20 protein-coding genes are annotated in these 17,920 nt (G+C 75.8%); 7 read left to right on the plus strand and 13 right to left on the minus strand.

Annotation, left to right across the window (positions count from 1 at the left end; all coding sequences use genetic code 11):
• The first annotated feature begins 52 nt into the window (after positions 1–52).
• From AOM04_RS08315 to AOM04_RS08330, 4 genes are all read left to right on the plus strand, one after another.
• Positions 53–550, plus strand: coding sequence for a MogA/MoaB family molybdenum cofactor biosynthesis protein (locus AOM04_RS08315; RefSeq protein ID WP_062464294.1), 498 nt, complete (start codon positions 53–55; stop codon positions 548–550).
• Positions 547–963 (plus strand): molybdenum cofactor biosynthesis protein MoaE, encoded by a 417-nt coding sequence (locus tag AOM04_RS08320; RefSeq protein ID WP_062464295.1) that lies wholly within the window; start codon positions 547–549, stop codon positions 961–963. Before AOM04_RS08315 ends, AOM04_RS08320 begins: the two co-directional genes overlap by 4 nt.
• Complete coding sequence (moaA, locus tag AOM04_RS08325; protein WP_082104506.1) at positions 909–1,961, plus strand: GTP 3',8-cyclase MoaA; 1,053 nt, start codon at positions 909–911, stop codon at positions 1,959–1,961. The genes AOM04_RS08320 and moaA overlap by 55 nt, the downstream gene beginning before the upstream one ends.
• Positions 1,962–2,069: 108 nt before the next feature.
• Entirely contained in the window at positions 2,070–3,401 is a 1,332-nt protein-coding gene (locus AOM04_RS08330) for an HNH endonuclease (protein WP_062464297.1), read from the plus strand.
• 85 nt (positions 3,402–3,486) lie between these two features.
• Here AOM04_RS08330 and AOM04_RS08335 read toward each other — a convergent pair whose 3' ends face one another.
• The 13 genes from AOM04_RS08335 to AOM04_RS08395 all read right to left on the minus strand — a co-directional run bounded on the left by AOM04_RS08335 (position 3,487) and on the right by AOM04_RS08395 (position 14,712).
• A complete protein-coding gene (locus AOM04_RS08335; protein ID WP_062464464.1) occupies positions 3,487–3,726 on the minus strand; it encodes a MoaD/ThiS family protein in 240 nt (79 codons plus the stop codon).
• Positions 3,723–4,202 carry a cyclic pyranopterin monophosphate synthase MoaC gene (gene moaC / locus AOM04_RS08340; protein WP_062464298.1) on the minus strand — a complete coding sequence of 160 codons (480 nt, stop codon included), beginning with the start codon at positions 4,200–4,202 and terminating at the stop codon, positions 3,723–3,725. The genes AOM04_RS08335 and moaC overlap by 4 nt, the downstream gene beginning before the upstream one ends.
• The gene (locus AOM04_RS08345; RefSeq protein ID WP_062464299.1) at positions 4,199–5,386 is read right to left on the minus strand and encodes a molybdopterin molybdotransferase MoeA; all 1,188 of its coding nucleotides are present in this window, start codon (positions 5,384–5,386) and stop codon (positions 4,199–4,201) included. The genes moaC and AOM04_RS08345 overlap by 4 nt, the downstream gene beginning before the upstream one ends.
• A complete protein-coding gene (locus tag AOM04_RS08350) occupies positions 5,379–6,089 on the minus strand; it encodes a HesA/MoeB/ThiF family protein (RefSeq protein ID WP_062464300.1) in 711 nt (236 codons plus the stop codon). The genes AOM04_RS08345 and AOM04_RS08350 overlap by 8 nt, the downstream gene beginning before the upstream one ends.
• Entirely contained in the window at positions 6,079–6,774 is a 696-nt protein-coding gene (locus AOM04_RS08355; protein WP_062464301.1) for a sirohydrochlorin chelatase, read from the minus strand. The genes AOM04_RS08350 and AOM04_RS08355 overlap by 11 nt, the downstream gene beginning before the upstream one ends.
• A 75-nt stretch (positions 6,775–6,849) precedes the next feature.
• Complete coding sequence (gene cobA / locus AOM04_RS08360; protein WP_062464302.1) at positions 6,850–8,070, minus strand: uroporphyrinogen-III C-methyltransferase; 1,221 nt, start codon at positions 8,068–8,070, stop codon at positions 6,850–6,852.
• Positions 8,071–8,173: 103 nt separating this feature from the next.
• Positions 8,174–9,487, minus strand: a complete 1,314-nt coding sequence (gene hemL / locus AOM04_RS08365) for a glutamate-1-semialdehyde 2,1-aminomutase (RefSeq protein ID WP_062464303.1) — start codon at positions 9,485–9,487, stop codon at positions 8,174–8,176.
• On the minus strand, positions 9,488–10,462 hold the full coding sequence (gene hemB / locus AOM04_RS08370) for a porphobilinogen synthase (RefSeq protein ID WP_062464304.1): 975 nt from the start codon (positions 10,460–10,462) through the stop codon (positions 9,488–9,490).
• Positions 10,459–11,241 carry a uroporphyrinogen-III synthase gene (locus AOM04_RS08375; protein ID WP_062464305.1) on the minus strand — a complete coding sequence of 261 codons (783 nt, stop codon included), beginning with the start codon at positions 11,239–11,241 and terminating at the stop codon, positions 10,459–10,461. Before AOM04_RS08375 ends, hemB begins: the two co-directional genes overlap by 4 nt.
• Positions 11,238–12,155, minus strand: coding sequence for a hydroxymethylbilane synthase (gene hemC / locus AOM04_RS08380; protein ID WP_062464306.1), 918 nt, complete (start codon positions 12,153–12,155; stop codon positions 11,238–11,240). The genes AOM04_RS08375 and hemC overlap by 4 nt, the downstream gene beginning before the upstream one ends.
• 40 nt (positions 12,156–12,195) lie before the next feature.
• Positions 12,196–13,410: an MFS transporter gene (locus AOM04_RS08385; RefSeq protein ID WP_082104508.1), complete on the minus strand. Its 1,215-nt coding sequence runs from the start codon at positions 13,408–13,410 to the stop codon at positions 12,196–12,198.
• Complete coding sequence (locus AOM04_RS08390; protein WP_062464307.1) at positions 13,410–14,081, minus strand: metal-dependent transcriptional regulator; 672 nt, start codon at positions 14,079–14,081, stop codon at positions 13,410–13,412. Before AOM04_RS08390 ends, AOM04_RS08385 begins: the two co-directional genes overlap by 1 nt.
• A 28-nt stretch (positions 14,082–14,109) precedes the next feature.
• Positions 14,110–14,712 (minus strand): copper resistance CopC family protein, encoded by a 603-nt coding sequence (locus AOM04_RS08395; protein ID WP_062464308.1) that lies wholly within the window; start codon positions 14,710–14,712, stop codon positions 14,110–14,112.
• Between the two features lie 114 nt (positions 14,713–14,826).
• Here AOM04_RS08395 and AOM04_RS08400 point away from each other — a divergent pair, with 114 nt between their 5' ends.
• Genes AOM04_RS08400 through AOM04_RS08410 form a run of 3 tightly spaced genes read left to right on the plus strand, consistent with a single transcriptional unit; the run spans position 14,827 to position 17,860 of the window.
• On the plus strand, positions 14,827–15,948 hold the full coding sequence (locus AOM04_RS08400) for a glycosyltransferase family 4 protein (RefSeq protein ID WP_062464309.1): 1,122 nt from the start codon (positions 14,827–14,829) through the stop codon (positions 15,946–15,948).
• Positions 15,945–17,069, plus strand: a complete 1,125-nt coding sequence (locus tag AOM04_RS08405) for a glycosyltransferase (protein ID WP_062464310.1) — start codon at positions 15,945–15,947, stop codon at positions 17,067–17,069. Before AOM04_RS08400 ends, AOM04_RS08405 begins: the two co-directional genes overlap by 4 nt.
• Positions 17,066–17,860: an SGNH/GDSL hydrolase family protein gene (locus tag AOM04_RS08410; RefSeq protein WP_062464311.1), complete on the plus strand. Its 795-nt coding sequence runs from the start codon at positions 17,066–17,068 to the stop codon at positions 17,858–17,860. The genes AOM04_RS08405 and AOM04_RS08410 overlap by 4 nt, the downstream gene beginning before the upstream one ends.
• Positions 17,861–17,920: the final 60 nt, after the last annotated feature.

Here is a 17,920-nt window from a genome sequence, read left to right on the forward strand (position 1 = left end):
CGGGAGCGCATCGCAACCCGGGGGAAACACGCGCGTTCGTAGACTGGCCGGCATGGCCCCGGACCTCACGGGCGTGCCCGCGCACGTCATCACCGTCTCCGACCGCGGCGCGGCGGGCGAGCGCGAGGACGCGTCCGGCCCGATCCTGGCCGATGCGCTGCGCGCCCTCGGCGCGGACGTCGCCACCCGTATCGTGCCCGACGGCATCGACTCGGTCCGCGCCGCCCTGAACGCGGCTGTCGGGGGCGGGGCGCGCATCGTGCTCACCACCGGCGGCACCGGGCTCGGGCCGCGCGACCTCACCCCCGAGGCGACGGCGCCCCTGCTCGCCCGCCCGCTCCCCGGGGTCGCCGAGCGCCTGCGCGCCGTCGACGCGGAGGCGGTGCCCACGGCGGTGCTGTCCCGCGGGCTCGCCGGGGTGACGGCGGCGCCGCGGAGCGCGATCGTGGCGAACGTCGCGGGCTCGACCGGGGCCGCGCGGTCGGCGGCGGCCCTCCTCGCGGCGATCCTGCCCCACGCGGTCTCGCAACTCGACGGGGGCGACCATTGATCGCGATCGCCGCGGTCTCGGACGCGCCGCTGTCGCTGTCCGCGCACGTGGACGCGGTCGCGGGGCCGCGCGCGGGCGCGATCGCGACGTTCCTCGGCACCGTCCGTGACCACGACCCGTCCGTCGAGGGCGTCGTCGTCGGGCTCGACTACTCGGCGCACCCGTCCGCGGCCCAGGTGATCGCCGAGATCGCCGCGCGCCACGACGCCCCCGACCTCGTCATCGCCGTGACCCACCGCATCGGCTCCCTGGCCGTCGGCGAGGCCGCGATCGTCGCGGCGGTGTCCGCGCCGCATCGTCGCGAGGCGCTCGACACGGTATCCGCGCTGGTGGAGGCGGTGAAGGCCGAGCTGCCGGTATGGAAGCGCGAGCTCCTCGCGGACGGCACTCACACGTGGGTGGGGCTCTCGTGAGCGACGCCCTGGTCGACCGGTTCGGGCGTGTGCACCGCGACCTGCGCATCTCGCTGACCGACCGCTGCTCCCTGCGCTGCACCTACTGCATGCCCGCGGACGGGGTGCCGTGGCTCGCCTCGTCCACCCTGTTGTCGACCGACGAGCTGGTGCGCCTCGCGCGCGTCGCCGTCGGGTTGGGGGTGACGGAGGTCCGCCTCACGGGCGGCGAGCCGCTGCTGCGGCCCGACGTGGTCGAGGTGGTGGCCGCGCTCGCCGCGCTGCGGACGCCCACCGGGGACCCGGTGGACCTGTCGCTCACCACGAACGCGCTGCGCCTGCCCGCGCTCGCGGCACCGCTGCGCGACGCCGGGCTCGCGCGCGTGAACGTCTCGCTCGACACGCTTCGACGCACGCGCTTCGTGGAGCTCACGCGGCGGGACAGGCTCGCGGACACGCTCGCGGGGATCGAGGCGGCGCGCGTCGTCGGATTCTCCCCGATCAAGCTCAACGCGCTCATCATGCGCGGGGTGAACGACGACGAGATCGTCGAGCTCGTGGACTTCGCGGTCGAGCGGGGGCTCGAGATGCGCTTCATCGAGCACATGCCGCTCGACGGGGGCCACACGTGGCGGCGCGAGGAGATGGTGACCGCGGAGGAGATCCTCACCGCGCTGCGCGCGCGCTTCCCGCTGGAGGAGCTGGGGCGCGACGGGTCCGCGCCGGCGTCGCTGTGGCGGATCGCGGGGACGGCGGCGACCGTCGGGGTGATCGCGTCGGTGACGGGCGCGTTCTGCGACCGCTGCGACCGCGTGCGCCTCACCGCCGACGGCCAGTTCCGCAACTGCCTCTTCGCGCACGACGAGTCCGACCTGCGCACGCTGGTTCGGGGCGGCGCGGACGATGCGCGGCTCGCCGCAGCGATGGTCGCGTGCGTGGCGCGGAAGAGGGTCGGGCACGGGATCGACTCGCCGTCGTTCGTGCAGCCGCTGCGGCCGATGAGCGCCATCGGGGGCTGACGCGCCGCGGGGACCGATGTCCACAGGCTTCCCGCCGACGGAACTTATCCACATACCAGGGATGATGGTCGGGAGTGGATGTCAGACCCCTCTGTTTGACTGGGTGCCATGGAGATCTCGATCATGGATGTCGCGAAGGGGCTGGTCCCGCTCACGCCCTTCGCGGGCCGTGACCTGGGCACCCTGACGGAGGCCGAGCTCGCGGCCGCGCATGACCTGTCGTGCCGGCTGACCCGGCTGGCCGAGGTCCCCGCCGCGCTCATCGCCGCCGAGCTGGCGCGCCGCTCCGCCGACAAGCCCGGCGGCGGCATGGCACGCCGCCAGGGCCACCGCAACGCCACCCGCATGGTCGCGAAGGGCCAGGGCGGCACCACCGGGCAGGCACGCGACGCGATCGTGACCGGCGGGCTCCTCGGCGGCGACGGTGAGGGCGACGGCACGGGCGAGGAGGCCGTGCGCTGGCCGGCGATCGCGGCCGCCGTCACGACCGGCGACCTGTCCCTCGCCCAGGCCCGCCTCCTCATCGAGACCCTCGACGGCCTCGTCGACACCGACGGCCCCGATGCCGACTTGGGGCGCCTGCACGCCCTCGAGGCGCAGCTCGTCGCCAAGGCGCTGAAGCTGTCGCTGATGGACCTGCGCAAGGTCTGCCTCGACGTCACCGCCCGCTGGAACCCGACCGCCTGGCAGACCAAGGAGACGCAGCGCCACGCCCAGCGCTACCTGAACTTCACCGAACGCGCCGACGGGATGTTCGCCATCACCGGACTGCTCGACCCCGCCTCCGCCGCACCCCTGATCGCCTGGGGCGACACCCAGGTCAGGGCCGCATTCAACCAACGCCGCGACGAAGGCCTGGGCCCAGCCGAGCCCGGCGAGGCCGGACGCATCCGCGCCGACGCGTTCGTCGACCTCGCCCGCCACGGCATGCGCTGCGACCAACCCGGATCCGGCATCTCCACCACCGTCGTCATCCGCCTGTCCGAGGAGGCGCTCCGCACCGAGCTCGGCCTCGGCTCCTGCGACAGCATCTCCACCCCCCTGACCGGAGGACAGCTGCGCCGCATGGCCGTCGACGCCGGCATCCTCCCCCTCGTCCTCGGCACCGGCTCCCGCGTCCTCGACCTGGGCTACACCAAGCGCTACTTCACCCCCGAGCAACGCCTCGCCCTGGCCGAACGCGACGGCGGCTGCGCGTTCTGCCACGCCCCCGTCGCCTGGTGCAACGCCCACCACATCGACTGGTGGGCCAAAGACCTCGGCCGCACCGACCTCTCCAACGGAGTACTCCTCTGTACCCGCTGCCACCACCGCATCCACGACGACGGCTGGCAGGTCCGCGCCACCGCCACCGAGGTGTGGTTCATCCCACCCGCCACCGTCGACCCCACCCGCACCCCACGCCAAGGCGGCAAAGCAGCCCTCCACATCCCCCTCTGACCACCCCGCCCCCACGGCGCCACCCCGACCACCCCGGAGGCGCCGCACCGGCATGCGCCGGCGCGCCGTCGACGGGTTGGGCCGCTCAGCCCCCCGCGAAGGGGGGCAGCACGTCGACGAGGTCCCCGGCGACGAGCGCGGCGGAGTCCTCGAGTCGCGACCCGTCGCGCAGGAGGGCGCACTGCGCGATGACGCGAGGCGCATCGTCCCCTCGGGAGGCGAGCGCCACCCGCAGGTCGCGCGCGGTGGCCGCCGGGAGCGCGACCTCCTGCGCCCCGACCGCCTCGGCCGCGGCCGCGAACAGGCGCACGCGGACCGCGCTCACTCCGCCCGCCTCCACGACCCCGACTTCCCGCCCTCCTTGGCGATCAGCCGCACGTCGCGGATCGAGGTGCCCTTGTCCAGGGCCTTCACCATGTCGACGATGTTGAGGGCCGCCACGGACACGGCCGTGAGGGCCTCCATCTCGACGCCGGTACGGTCGGCGGTCGACACGGTCGCGGTGATCGCGACCCCGGCGTCCTCGACGGCGACCTCGACCACGGCGCCGTGCACCCCGATGACGTGCGCGAGCGGCAGCAGCTCGGGCGTGCGCTTGGCCGCCGCGATGCCCGCGATCCGGGCGAGCGCGAGGGCGTCACCCTTGGGCACGGTGCCGTCGCGCAGCGCCGCGACCACGTGCGGCGCGCACGCGACGAACCCGGCGGCCGTGGCGCTGCGGACCGTGGGCTCCTTGCGGGTGACGTCGACCATGCGGACCTGGCCGCGCGCGTCGAGGTGGGTGAACAGGGACTCGCTCATGCGGTGAACCTCCTGACCGCGACGATATCGCCCGCCGCGACCTCGTCGAGATCCGCCCGCACCCGCGCCAGCCCGTCGGCCGCGGCCAGCCGCGCCGCCAGGTGCGAGCCCGAGCCGCCCGCGGTCGCCGGCCGCACCCCCGCCGCCGCCGTCACCACCGGCATCACCTGCTCCCGGCCCGGCGGGCACCGCCAACCCTCGAGGGCGCGCATCGGCACCCACGCGGGCTCGGGCACGCCACGCATCGCCCGCACCGCGGGACCCACGAACACCTCGACGCACACCGCGACCGCGACCGGGTTGCCCGGCAGGCAGATCACGGGCATGCCGCTCACGGTGCCGAGGCCCTGCGGTTTCCCCGGCTGGATCGCCACCTCGACGAAGTCGACCCCCGCGGGCGCGAGGCCCGCCTTGACCGGGTCGTGCGCGCCGACGCTCGCCCCGCCGGTCGTCACCACGAGGTCGGCGTCCGCGGCGGCGACCGCCGCGAGCACGTCCCCGGGCGAGTCGCCCACCGCGCCGAGGGCGACCGGGACCGCGCCGAGCGCGCGCAGGGCCGCCTCGAGGTAGACGGCGTTCGACTCGAAGATCTGCCCGGGGCCCAGGGACCCGCCGGGCGCCACGAGCTCGTCGCCCGTCACCAGGTACGCGACGCGCGGCGCCCGCGTCACCATGACGCGCGCCACCCCGGACGATGCGGCCGCGGCCAGGTGCCGCGCGCCCAGGAGGGTGCCGGCCGGGACGACCAGGTCGCCCTCCCCCGCGTCCTCGCCGCGACGGCGCACGTACGCCCCGAGCGGCGCCGGCGCGTCGACGAGCACCGTGCCGTCGGTCGCCGCGACCCGCTCCTGGGGGATCACCGCGTCCGCGCCCACCGGCACGGGCGCACCCGTCATGATCCGCACCGCCTGCCCGGGGCCGACCGACCCGTCCCACGGGTGACCGGCCGCGGACTCCCCCGTCACCGCGAGGCCGACGGGAGCGCCCTCGGTCGCCACGGCGACGTCCGCGGCGCGCACCGCGTAGCCGTCCATCGCGGAGTTGTCGAAGGGCGGCAGCGCGACCGCCGCATGGACGTCCGTCGCGCAGACCGCGCCGAGCGCCTCGGCGAGCGGCACCACCTCGAACGCCGGCGGCGGCACCACGACGAGCACCTGCGCGAGGTGCTCCGCCGCGCTACGCACGGACCCCTCCGGCGACCCCGATCGAGCGCCACGCGCCGTCGCGCGCGTCCAGTACCTGCAGCGTGCCGCGCAGCCCGGGCCCGGCGCCCGTGAGCAGCACGAGCGCCTGCGACGCCATCGCCGCGCCCACCTGACCGCACAGCGGGCCGAGCACCCCGCCGGCGTCGCACACCCCGAGGTCCGGGGCCGGCTCGGTCGGGAACAGGTCGCGCAGCGTGACACCGTCCCCGAACACCGTGACCTGGCCGAACCACCCCTGCACCGCACCCCACACGAGGGGCACGGCGCGCGCCTCGCACGCGTCGGCGACGGCCAGGCGCGAGGGCCACGTGTCGGTGCAGTCGAGCACGAGGTCGTGGCCGTCGAGCAGGTCCTCCGCGGTACCGGCGGACAGCCGCGCCTCCACCGCGCGCACCTCGACCCCGGGCGCGACCCGGGCGAGCGCGGATGTGGCGGCGGAGACCTTGGCAAGCCCCGCGTCGTCCGGGCCGAACAGCACCTGGCGGTGAAGGTTCGACACCGCGACACGGTCCGAGTCGATCAGCGTGAGCGCGCCGACGCCCGCCGCGGCGAGGTACAGCGCCGCCGGGCATCCCAGCCCACCCACCCCGACGATCGCGACGCGCGCACGCGCGAGCGCCTCCTGGCCGGCCTCGCCGAACCCGGGCAGTGCCCGCTGGCGGACGTATGCGTCAGCTCCCACCTGCGTCACGGTACCGGTCCAGCACGATCTCCACGAGGCGGGGATGCGGCGCGAGCGGGGCGGTCACGTGGTCGGCCCCCGACTCGGCGAGCCGCTTCTGGAAGAAGCCCGGTGCCAGGAGGAACGATGCGACGGCCACCTCGAAGTCCTCGCCGTTGGCGCGCGCGTCGGCCACCGCATCGGCCACCGTCGGGTGGATGCCCGCGGCGTAGCCGATGCGCACCGGCCCGCTCCAGCGGGCGCGGAGCATCTCGGCGGCCGCCTCCGTGTCGGCCTGGCTGCGCGGGTCCGAGGACCCGGCCGCCGCGAGGATCAGGGTGGCGGTCTCCGGGATGTGCGCCTCGTGGATGCGCTCCATCACGATGTCGATGAGCCGCGTGTCGGGTCCGAGCGCGGTCGCCGCGACGATGTCGTCGCGACCATGCACCGCCTCGGCGATGTCGTGGTAGACGTGGTATCCGCCGCCGAGCAGCAGCGGCACCACGACCGCCGCGGTGCCCGCTCCCGCCGGCGCGGTGTCGATGGCCTCGACCACGTCGGCGACGAACGGCCCGTGGACGTCGACGAAGGCCTCGCGCACGTCCGTCTCGGGCAGCGCCGCGCGGACGTCCTCGACGAGCCTGCGGATGGCCGCCTGGCCGTCCTCGTCGCGTGTGCCGTGCGCGCACCCGATGAGCACGCTCATGCTCCCGTCCCGTCCCGCATCGTCCCCCCTGTCAGCCACCGCTCACCCGATGCCACCCGGACCTCCTCGTCAGGACTAGTGCTCCGGCGTCGCGGCGATCTCCGAGGCCAGCAGGTCCGGTCGTGCGACGTCTCCGACGACGATAATGGCGGGAGGTTTCACCCCTGTTTCTGCCGCGATAAGAACTATGTCGTGGAGGTTGCCGCGAGTGACACGCTCGTCGGCGGTGGTCCCGGACTCGATGATCGCGACGGGTGTGGCGGGGTCCGCGCCGCCCGCGAGACCGGCCGCCACGATGTCCGGCAGCGCCTTGACGCCCATGAGGACCACGACCGTGGTGCCGTGCGCCATCGCCGCCACGGCGGCCGGGGCCGCGCCCGCGTGACCGCTGGTGACCAGCACCGAGGTGGACACGCCTCGCTGCGTCACGGGGATGCCCACCCGGGCCGGCACGGACAGCGCCGAGGTCACGCCGGGCACCACCTCGACCGGCACGCCGGCCTCGAGGCACGCGTGGACCTCCTCGCCGCCCCTGCCGAGCACGAACGGGTCGCCGCCCTTGAGGCGCACCACCGTCCTGCCCGCGCGCGCGTGGGACACGAGGATGCGGTTGATCTGGTCCTGCGGGACCGGATGGTTGTCGGGAGACTTGCCGACGTTGATCACCTCGACGTCGTACGGCACCGCGACGAGCAGCTCGGTCGCCCCCAGGCGGTCCGTCACCACCACGTCGGCCTCGGACAGCGCCTGCCGTCCGCGCACCGTGATGAGGCCCGGGTCGCCGGGACCCGAGCCTACGAGGATGACCCGGCCCTCGCCGGGGCGGCGACGGCGCAGGTCGACCTCGCCGGCGTCGATGTGCGCCGCGACCGCGTCGCGGACCGCGCGGATGCGGCGCGGGTCGGGGCTGTCCGTCGACACCACTCCGACGAGCAGGTCGCCGTGGCGGGACGTGGCCGCCTGGCGCGCGGAGCCGCGCGACGCGTCGGACGAGTCGATGCAGAACACGCGTCGCGCCTCCGCCCAGGCCGCGACCTCGGCGTTCACCGCGGAGTCGTCGGTGGCGGCGAGCACCAGCCACGCGTCGTCCAGGTCGGCCTCCTCGACGCGCCGCGCGACCCATTCGAGGTCGCCGTGCGCGGCGTGGCCGCGCAGGTCGTCGGAGGCCTCCGGGGCGACGATGCGCACGCGGGCGCCCTCGGCGAGGAACCGGCGCACGCGTCGGGTCGCGGTGGCGCCGCCACCCGCGATCACCACGCGGCGCCCGCGGAGGTCGAGGCCGAGGAGAGCGGTCACGCGGCACCTGCCCGAGGGGTCGTCATCGGGCCATTGTGGCGGTCGCGCGGGGCGCGGCCAAGTCGCGTACCCCACCCGGTATCCGGGCAGGCACGCGGCGGGGTCAGACCCGCGCCGCGACCTCCGAGTCCGCCCAGTGGGCGACAGTGGAGACGATGTGGCGCACGTCGTGGGCCGTGTGCGCGGCGGAGACGAACCACGCCTCGTAGGCGCTCGGCGGCAGCGCGACGCCCTCGCGGCGCAGCGCGTGGAACAGCCGCGCGAACGCCTCGGTGTCCTGGCGGGACACCTCCTCGAACGTGGTCGGGGCCTCGGACAGGCCGAGGAAGATCGAGAACAGCGTGCCCGCGCGACCCACGGCGTGCGTGATGCCACGCTCGGTCAGGGCGCCCGAGACGCCCTCGAGCAGGGTCGACGCGACCTTCGCGACCTGCGCGTGGACCTCGTCGGTGAGCAGGCGCATCGTCGCGAGGCCCGCGGCGACCGCGACGGGGTTCCCCGACAGCGTGCCCGCCTGGTAGACGGGGCCGAGCGGCGCGAGCTGCTCCATGAGGTCGCGGCGGCCGCCGAGCGCGGCGACCGGGAGCCCGCCGCCGATGACCTTGCCGAACGTGACCAGGTCGGGCGTCCACGGGTCGAGGCCCGCAGCGAGGTCGTGGTCGCGCTCGACGCCCCAGTAGCCGGAGGGGCCGGCGCGGAAGCCCGTGAGGACCTCGTCGAGGATCATCACGGCGCCCTCGTTGCGGCACAGCGTCGAGATAAGGCGGTTGAAGCCCGCGGGCGGCTGGATGACACCCATGTTGGCGGGCGCCGCCTCGACGATGACGGCGGCGATCTCCGCGCCGTGCTCCGCGAACGCGTCGGTGAGCGCGGCCTCGTCGCCGTAGGGCAGCACGATCGTGTCCCCCGCGGAGCCGCGCGTGACGCCGGCCGAGTCCGGCACGCCCGCGGTCGCGAGGCCCGAGCCCGCCGCGACCAGGAGCGCGTCCGAGTGGCCGTGGTAGCAGCCCGCGAACTTGATGAACTTGTCCCGTCCTGTCGCGGCGCGCGCGAGGCGGATCGCGGTCATGGTCGCCTCGGTGCCGGTCGACACCAGGCGGACCCGCTCGGCGGGCGCGTAGCGGTCGCGGATGATCTCCGCGAGCTCGACCTCGGCCTCGGTGGTGGCGCCGAAGGACAGCCCCTTCGCGGCGGCGGCCTGCACGGCGGCGACCACCTCGGGGTGCGCGTGACCCAGGATGGCCGGGCCCCACGACGCCACGACGTCGATCATCTCGCGGCCGTCCGCGTCGACGATCCGGGACCCGCTCGCGGACGCGATCGGCACGGGCTCCCCGCCGACGCCGTTCCAGGCGCGCACGGGCGAGTTCACGCCGCCGGGCAGGATCGCGCGGGCGCGCTCCGAGTACAAGGACATTCAGATCTCCTTGAGCCAGGCGGCGAGCTCGAGCGCCGCGTAGGTGACGACGATGTCGGCGCCGGCACGGCGCATCGACGTGAGGGCCTCGAGGTGCGAGGCGCGGCGGTCCAGCCAGCCGTTCGCGGCGGCCGCCTCGATCTGGGCGTACTCGCCCGACACGTGATAGGCCGCGACGGGCACGCGCGACTGCGCGGCGACCTCCGCGACCACGTCGAGGTACGGCAGGGCGGGCTTCACCATGACGATGTCGGCGCCCTCGAGCTCGTCGAGCTCGGCCTCGTGCAGGCCCTGGCGGCCGTTCGCGGGGTCGATCTGGTAGGTGCGTCGGTCGCCCTGGAGCTGACTGTCGACGGCCTCGCGGAAGGGCCCGTAGAACGCGGACGCGTACTTGGCGGCGTAGGCGAGGATCGCGACGTCGGTGAACCCCTCCGCCTCGAGCGCCTCGCGCACCACCGCGGTCTGGTGGTCCATCATCCCGCTGAGCCCCAGCACGTGGGCGCCCGCGCGGGCCTGCGCGAGTCCCATCTCGGCGTAGACCTCGAGCGTGGCGTCGTTGTCGACCCGTCCGTCGGCGGACAGCACGCCGCAGTGGCCGTGGTCGGTGAACTCGTCGAGGCACAGGTCGGCCATGATGACGAGCCGGTCGCCCGCCGCGTCCGCCGCGACGGCGATGGCGCGGTTGAGGATCCCCTCGGGATCCACGGCCCCGGAGCCGCGCGCGTCGCGCACCGACGGGATCGCGAAGATCATGAGCCCGCCGAGGCCCGCGGCGATCGCGTCCTCGACCAGCCCGGGAACGGCCGCCAGCGGGTGCTGCGAGACCCCAGGCAGCGACGTGATGGGGCGCGCCTCGGTCAGGTCCTCGTGCACGAAGACCGGCAGCACCAGCTCGGACGCGTGCGGGCGCACCTCGCGCACGAGGCGGCGCATCGCAGGCGTGGTGCGCAGGCGGCGCGGGCGGTACGAGGTCATGCGTGGTCCTCCTTCGAGGCGGCGGGATCGAGCGCCGCGTCGAGCGCGGCCCGGATCCCAGCGTAGGTCGGCGTGTCGGCGACGGCGTCCACGGTCAGCCCGGCGGCGCGGGCCCCGGCCTCCGTGGTGCGCCCGATGGCGACGATGCGCGTGCCGGGGGCGACGCGCGGGCAGGCGGCGGCGAAGCGCTCGGCGACCGAGCCGGACGTCAGCAGCACGGCGTCGAACCCGCCGCCCGCGACCGCGGCGACCGTCGCATCGTCCATCCCGGGACCGTCGACGGTGCGGTACGCCTCGATCGCGTCGACCTCCCAGCCCTTGCGGGCGAGCCCGCGCGCCAGGACGGGCGAGGCGAGGTTGCCCAGCGGCGCGAGGACGCGGCCCTCGCCCGACGGGAAGGACTCGACGATGCCGCGGGCGTCCGCCCGGTCCGACGGCACCAGGTCGACCGCGAGCCCGACCTCGGCGCACACGCGCCGGGTGGCCTCCCCCACCGTCGCGACGCGCGCGGCGGGCTGGGGCGCGGCGAGGGTGCGGCCATGGGCGCGCGCGACGCGGTCCATCGCGAGCACCGCGTTCCGGCTGGTGACGGCCATCCACGCGTAATCCCCCGCGAGCCACGCGAGGGTCGCCGCCTCGAGCGCGGCGGCGTCGGCGGGGGGCGCGATCGCGATGAACGCGACCGGCGTGACGAGCGCGCCCTCGGCCGCGAGGTCGTCGGCGAAGGCGGTGCGCTCCGCGGTCACGGGGACCAGCAGGCGGCGCCCGGCGAGGCTCACGCGCGGCCCATGAGCTTCTCGGCGCCGCGGCCCAGCAGCGAGAAGCCGCTCTGGCGGCCGATCGCGGCGGCCTCGGCCAGCACGCCGGAGTTCCGCTCGTTGAGGGCGAGCCGGCCGTCCTGGCCGATCACGCGCGTGTGCAGCGTGAGGCGGTCACCGTCGACGGTCGCGTGCGCGGCGACGGGCGCGGCGCAGCCGGCGTCGAGGACGCGCAGCGCCTCGCGCTCGGCGGTCACGCACGCGCGGGTGGCGGCGTGGTCGAGCGTGGCCAGCAGCTCCCGCAGGGCGTCCGACGCGTCGGAGCGGATCTCGATCGCGAGCGCACCCTGGCCCGGCGCGGGCACCATCGCGGAGACCGACAGCGGCTCGGTCGCGTCGGCGGCGCGGCCCAGGCGGTTGAGGCCGGCCGCGGCGAGCACCACGCCGTCGAGGTCGTCCCCGATGTGGCCCAGGCGGGTGTCGACATTGCCGCGCAGCGGCCGGACGTCGAGGTCGGGGCGCACCGCGAGCAGCTGCGCGGCGCGGCGCGGGGAGCCCGTGCCGATGCTCGCCCCGTGGGGCAGCTCCACGAGCGTGCGGCCGTCGGTGCACAGCGCGTCGCGCGGGTCCTCGCGCTCGGGGATCGCGACCACGTCGAGACCCGGGTAGGGCTGGGTGGGGACGTCCTTGAGGGAGTGGACGATGAAGTCGCAGTCGTCCGCGAGCAGCGCCTCGCGCAGCGCGGTGACGAAGACGCCGGTCTGCGACAGGCCCACGAGCGAGCCGCGGTCCACGTCGCCCTTGGTGGTGACCGTGACCAGCTCGACGGTCGCCTCCACGCCGGCCTCGCGGGCCGCCGCGACCACCGCATCGGCGAACTGCCCCGACTGTGCCGTCGCGAGCGCGGATCCACGGGTGCCGAGGCGGAGATTCATGCGGTCAAGGGTAGTCGCCGCGCGCGGCACCCCGTGCCCATCAGCGGCGGTAGCCGGGCCCCACGAAGACCAGCGCGACGGCCACGAGCGCGAGGCCCAGCGCCACCCACGCGGGCGCGACGAAGCCCAGACCGCCAGCGATGACGATCGCGCCCAGGCCCGTGCCCAGCACGGTCGCGGCGTTGAGCGCCGAGTGCGCGAGCGCCGCGCCCAGCGACGGCGACGTGTGGGTCGCGTCCATGAGGTGCGCCTGGGCGGCCTGCGAGAAGGTCTGGATGCACGCGCCGAGCAGCACGAGCGCGACGACGACCGGCCACCCGAGCGTGCCGACTAGCCCGAGCAGCAGCAGGGTCGCGGCCACCCCGATGATGCCGACCCGCGAGGTCAGCAGCACCGAGCGGTCGGTGAGGCGGCCGCCGAGGAACGCGCCCGCGGTCATGCCGAGCCCGAACAGCACGAGGATCACTGTGACCGCGGTGCTCGAGAACCCGTTGGTCTCCTCGAGCAGCGGCACGATGTACGACTGCACGGCGCCGAGCCCCGCGAAGCCCACGGTCACGGTGAGGATCGCCGTCCACAGCACCTTGCCGCGCAGCGCCGCCAGGTCGCCGCGGAAGCCCCCTCCCGGGCTGCCCGGCACCGACGGCGCGAACGCCCACATGAGCACGAAGCCGAGCAGGCCGACCGCGGTCACGACCGCGTACGCGACGCGCCAGCCCGCGTGGACGGACAGCCACTGCATGCCGGGCACGCCGATCACGGCCGCCGCCGTCAGCCCGTACATGAGCGTCGCGATCGCCTGACCGCGGCGCTCGGGGCCGAGCGCGAGCACGCCCACGTAGGTCGCGGTGCCGAGCAGCGCGCCGTGCGGGAGCCCGTTGAGGAAGCGGATCGCCATGAGCGTCTGCACGTTCGGCGCGAGCGCGGTGGCCGCAGCGGTGACCACGAAGAAGCCGGACATCGTCAGGAGCAGGCGGCGGCGGTTCCACCCCGCGAGCCCGACCATCAGCAGCGGCGCGCCGACCACCACGCCCAACGCGTACGCGACGATGGTCCAGCCCAGGGTGTCGACCGCGGTGCCGAGGTCGCTGGTCTGGTCGAGGATCACGCCGGCGGCACCCTGCTGCGACAGGCCTATCGCGAATCCCGCGACCACGAACCCCGCGAGGACGAGCGCGGGGTTGGCGGCGTGGGCGGTGCGCGGCAGCAGCCAGCGCGGGGTACCGGCCTCGGAGGCCGGAGGCAGAGCGGTCATCAGCTACCTTGCGTGACGAGCCACACCGCGGACGCGGTGGCGGGCGGGACGACGATCACGGTCGCCTCCGCGGTCTCCACTCGGATCCCGCCGCCGTCGCCGGGGCCGTGCACGCGGATCGAGGCGTCCACCGTCAATCCTAGGGTCGCGAGGTCCCGCAGCACGCCGGGATCCGCGTCCGACAGCCGCACGACGGTCCAGTCGCCGGGCGCGGCATCGGCGAGGTTGGTGCCGTCGAGGGTGACGATGCGTCCCGCGGCCGTGGGGATGGGGTCGCCGTGGGGGTCGCGCGTGGGGTGGCCCAGCAGCCTGTCGATCGCGTCGATCATGCGGGCCGAGCACGCGTGCTCGAGCACCTCGGCCTCGTCGTGCACCTCGTCCCACGCATACCCCAGCTGGGTCACCAGGAACGTCTCGATGAGCCGGTGGCGGCGGACCATGTCGAGGGCCTGCCGCTCGCCCGCCTCGGTCAGCGTGATCGCGCCGTAGGGGCGGTGGTCGAGCAGTCCCGCCGCGACCAGCTTGCGCACGTTCTCCGAGACGGTCGGCGCGGACACCCCGAGCCGCTCCGCGAGGAGCTTGGTGGTGACGGGCGTGTCGGACCACTCGGTGGCGCTCCACACCACCTTGACGTAGTCCTGCGCGGTCGGCGTCAGCGGCGCGTCGGTCATCGTCCCTCCCGGTGCAGCGCGGCCGCGGTCAGTCGTCGCGCTTGTTGCGCATCGCGATGACGAGGGCGACGATCGCGGCGCCGACGGCGAAGAGGATCACGTAGACCGCGGGGTTGGTGCCCGGCTGCTCCGTGAGGTAGGGCGCCTGGTAGCTGGGCGTGGTCGACGGGGTCGGCGCGACCGCGCCGGCGCTCGCGGAGGCCGACGGGGACGCGCTCGGCGAGGCCGATGCGGAGGGCGAGGCCGACGCCTCACCCGGCGGCGCGTAGGTGAAGGTGACGGTGCCCTCGATGGGGTGGCCGTCGGCGGACACGACTCGGAAGCTCAGCACGTTGTCCCCGGCCTGCAGCGTGCCGGCGGGCACCTGGGCCGTGATCGTCTCGGTGACGGGGGTGTCGATCTCGAGCGCCGTGCGGGTGCCGTCGGGCGCCTCGAGCGCGAGCTCGTTGCCGATGTCGAGCAGCTGCTCGGTGAACTCCAGCGAGACCTCGCTCAGCTCGGTCACCGTGGCACCCTCGACGGGCGTCGAGGAGACGAGCGCGGTGTGGGCGGACGCGGGTGCCGCGGCGAGCGCGACGGCGCCGGCGGCCGCCGCCAGGGCGGCGAGGGAGCGGGTGAGAACGCGGGGCATGGGGAAAGTCTCGCACGCGGCCGCCACAGCCTTCATCGACCCGTCACCCGATGGTCACGCGACATCAAGCCCCACGCAACCGGGGGTTCGCCCGCGGTCCCGAGACTGGCGGACGTGAAGGTCGCGCTGGTCGCAGAGTCGTTCCTGCCGCACACGAACGGCGTCACGCATTCGCTCCTGCGGGTGCTCGATCACCTCGCCGCCCGCGGCGACGAGGCGGTCGTCATCGCCCCCGAGGCGCCCGGTGCCCCCGAGGCCGTCGCGGGCGCCCCCGTCATTCACGTCCCCGCCGTCGGCTGGCCTGGCTATCGCGACGTCCGGGTCGCGCTGTCGACGGTGCGGCGGCTCACCCGGCTGCTCGACGAGGTGCGTCCCGACGTGGTCCACCTCGCGTCGCCGTTCATGCTGGGCTGGGCCGCCGTGCGCGCCGCCGCGGACCTCGGGCTGCCGACGGTCGCGGTCTACCAGACCGACGTGCCGTCCTACGCGGCGTCGTACCGCGCGCCCTGGGGCGAGCCGCTGCTGTGGGCGCGCGTGCGCCAGATCCACGCCGCGGCGGACCTCACGCTCGCGCCGTCGACCGCCGCGATGGGCCAGCTCGCATCGCTCGGCGTCGACAGGCTCCGGCTGTGGCCGCGCGGCGTCGACACGGCGCGCTTCTCTCCCGCGCATCGGGACGATGCGCTGCGGGCCGCGTGGGCGCCCGGCGGCGAGGTGGTGGTCGGGTACGTGGGCCGGCTCGCGGCCGAGAAGCGCGTCGGGGACCTCGCCCGGCTGTCCCGGATCCCCGGGGTGCGGCTGGTCGTCATCGGCGAGGGGCCCGAGGGGCCCCGCCTGCGGCGCGCGATGCCGGACGCGGCCTTCGCGGGCTTCCTCGGCGGCGGCGAGCTCGCGCGCGCCGTCGCGAGCCTCGACGTGATGGTCCACCCGGGCGAGCTCGAGACCTTCGGGCAGTCCATCCAGGAGGCGCTCGCGTCGGGCGTCCCGGTGGTGGCACCGCGCCGCGGGGGACCGATCGACCTCGTCGAGCACGGTACGAACGGCTTCCTCTACGCTCCCGGGCGGCTCGATCACCTCGAGGACGCCGTCGCGTCGCTGGTCGCGCAGGAGGACATGCGCTGGCTCCAGGGCGCCCACGCGCGGGTCTCGGTCGAGGGCCGCACGTGGCCGCGCGTGTGCGAGGCGCTCGTGCGCCACTACGAGGCCGCGATCGCGGCGCGGGCGGTGACGCGATGAGGATCGCCCAGGTCGCGAACTTCCACGGCCCCCGTTCGGGCGGGCTGCGCACCGCGCTGCACGCGCTCGGGAGGGGCTACGTGGAAGCGGGCGACGACGTGCTCCTGGTGGTCCCCGGCGACCACGACGGGGTCCGCGACACCCCGCACGGGCGCGTCCTCACGCTCCACAGCCCGCCCCTGCCCGGCAGCGGCGGCTACCGCGTGCTCACGCGGCTCGGCGCGGTCGAGGACGCGCTCACCGCCTTCGCGCCCGACGCGCTCGAGGTGTCGGACCGCACCACGCTGACGGGCCTCGGCACGTGGGCCCGCGCGCGCGGCATCCCCGCCGCGTTCGTCGCGCACGAGCGCGTCGACGGGCTCCTCCGGGAGGCGCTGCCACGCCTCCCGGAGGCCACGGTCGCGCGCCTGGCCGACGCGCACGCGCGCCGCATCGCCGGCCGCTTCGACACCCTCGTCGCGACGACCGCGTTCGCGGGCGAGGAGCTCGCCCGGGTCGGCGCGCCCGTCGAGACCGTGCCGCTCGGCGTCGACCTCGACCGCTTCCACCCGCGTCACGCGAGCGCCGCCACGCGCCGCGCCCACGCCCCCGACCACGCGCCCCTGCTCGTGCTCGCCTCGCGGCTGTCGCGCGAGAAGCGGCCCGGGCTCGCGATCGACGCGGTCCGCGTGCTCGCCGCGCGGGGCCGGCCGGTGCGGCTCGCCGTGGCGGGCGACGGGCCGGCCGCCGGGCGCGTGCGCCGAGCCGCCGCCGGCCTCGACGTCGAGCTGCTCGGCTTCGTGTCCGACCGCGCCGCGTTCGCCGCCCTGCTCGCGAGCGCGGACGTCGCGGTCGCCCCCGGACCCATCGAGACGTTCGGGCTCGCCGCGCTCGAGGCGCTCGCGTCCGGCACCCCGGTCGTCGTGAACGCCGCCTCGGCCCTGCCCGAGGTCGTGGGTGACGCGGGGCTCGCCGCCGCGGGCACCCCCGAGGCGTTCGCGGACGCGATCGAGCGCCTGCTCGCGCGCGACGCCCGGGAGCGCCGCCTCGCGGCGCGGGCCCGCGCGGTCGCGTTCCCGTGGTCCGCGTCCGTCGCCCGCATGCGCGCGCTCCACGCGCGGAGCCTGGCGGGCGTGCCGTGACCGGGCCGCGCATCGTCGCGCTGGGCGACTCCATCACGCTCGGCGTCGGCGACGGGGTCCAGCACGCGCGCGGCGACGTCGGCTGGGCGGCGCTCGCCGCGGCAGCGCTCGGCGCCTCAACTTTCGTCAACCTCGCCGCCAACGGGGTGCGGGCCCGCGACCTGCACCAGGTCCAGGTGCCGCGCGCGCTCGCCGCGCGCCCCGACATCGTCCTCCTCACGGCGGGCGGCAACGACGTGCTGCGCGGCGACTTCTCCCCCGCCGAGGTCGAGCGCGCCCTCGGCGCGTGCCTCGACGCCCTCGCCGGGCCCGGGCGGCGCCTCGTCACGGTGTCGCTCGACCGCATCGGCCTGTTCGACCTCGTGCCCCGCCGGGTCGGCGACGCCATGGCGCGTCGCATCGGCCTCGCGAACGCGGCGATCGCGCGCGCCGTCGCGCCGCGAGACGTCGCCGTGATCGACGGCGCGACGTTGCTCGCCGGCCTGGGCCGCGGCGCGTGGCACATCGACCGCATCCACCCGTCGCCGGCCGGGCATCGCGCGCTCGCCCGGGCCGCCGTCGACCTGGTCGCGCCCGACTGGCCCGCGCGGGGCCCCGTCCCTCCGCCGCCCCCGGCGCCCGGGCGCGCCGCGGTCGCGGCCTGGCTCGCGGTCAACGGCGTGCCGTGGGCGCTCAAGCGCAGCCGGGACCTCATCCCTCAGGTCACGCGGGTGGTCGCGCACGAGCTGCGCGAGGAGCGTGCGGAGCGCGCCGGGCGCCGCTCCGCGGGCCGGGCGCGGGCCGACGCCTGACCGGGCCCGGACACGACGAGGGCGGGACCCGAAGGCCCCGCCCCGCGTGCGCGCGACGCG

Source organism: Demequina soli (genome assembly GCF_000971195.1).
GTDB lineage: Bacteria > Actinomycetota > Actinomycetes > Actinomycetales > Demequinaceae > Demequina > Demequina soli.

Excerpts from the sequence above, each read along its gene's own strand:
- AOM04_RS08315 (WP_062464294.1), top strand. The coding sequence starts at position 53 with ATGGCCCCGGACCTCACGGGCGTGCCCGCGCACGTCATCACCGTCTCC.
- moaA (WP_082104506.1), top strand. The coding sequence starts at position 909 with ATGGAAGCGCGAGCTCCTCGCGGACGGCACTCACACGTGGGTGGGGCT.
- AOM04_RS08330 (WP_062464297.1), top strand. The coding sequence starts at position 2,070 with ATGGAGATCTCGATCATGGATGTCGCGAAGGGGCTGGTCCCGCTCACG.
- moaC (WP_062464298.1), bottom strand. The coding sequence starts at position 4,202 with ATGAGCGAGTCCCTGTTCACCCACCTCGACGCGCGCGGCCAGGTCCGC.
- AOM04_RS08355 (WP_062464301.1), bottom strand. The coding sequence starts at position 6,774 with ATGAGCGTGCTCATCGGGTGCGCGCACGGCACACGCGACGAGGACGGC.
- hemL (WP_062464303.1), bottom strand. The coding sequence starts at position 9,487 with ATGTCCTTGTACTCGGAGCGCGCCCGCGCGATCCTGCCCGGCGGCGTG.
- hemB (WP_062464304.1), bottom strand. The coding sequence starts at position 10,462 with ATGACCTCGTACCGCCCGCGCCGCCTGCGCACCACGCCTGCGATGCGC.
- hemC (WP_062464306.1), bottom strand. The coding sequence starts at position 12,155 with ATGAATCTCCGCCTCGGCACCCGTGGATCCGCGCTCGCGACGGCACAG.
- AOM04_RS08385 (WP_082104508.1), bottom strand. The coding sequence starts at position 13,410 with ATGACCGCTCTGCCTCCGGCCTCCGAGGCCGGTACCCCGCGCTGGCTG.
- AOM04_RS08390 (WP_062464307.1), bottom strand. The coding sequence starts at position 14,081 with ATGACCGACGCGCCGCTGACGCCGACCGCGCAGGACTACGTCAAGGTG.
- AOM04_RS08395 (WP_062464308.1), bottom strand. The coding sequence starts at position 14,712 with ATGCCCCGCGTTCTCACCCGCTCCCTCGCCGCCCTGGCGGCGGCCGCC.
- AOM04_RS08405 (WP_062464310.1), top strand. The coding sequence starts at position 15,945 with ATGAGGATCGCCCAGGTCGCGAACTTCCACGGCCCCCGTTCGGGCGGG.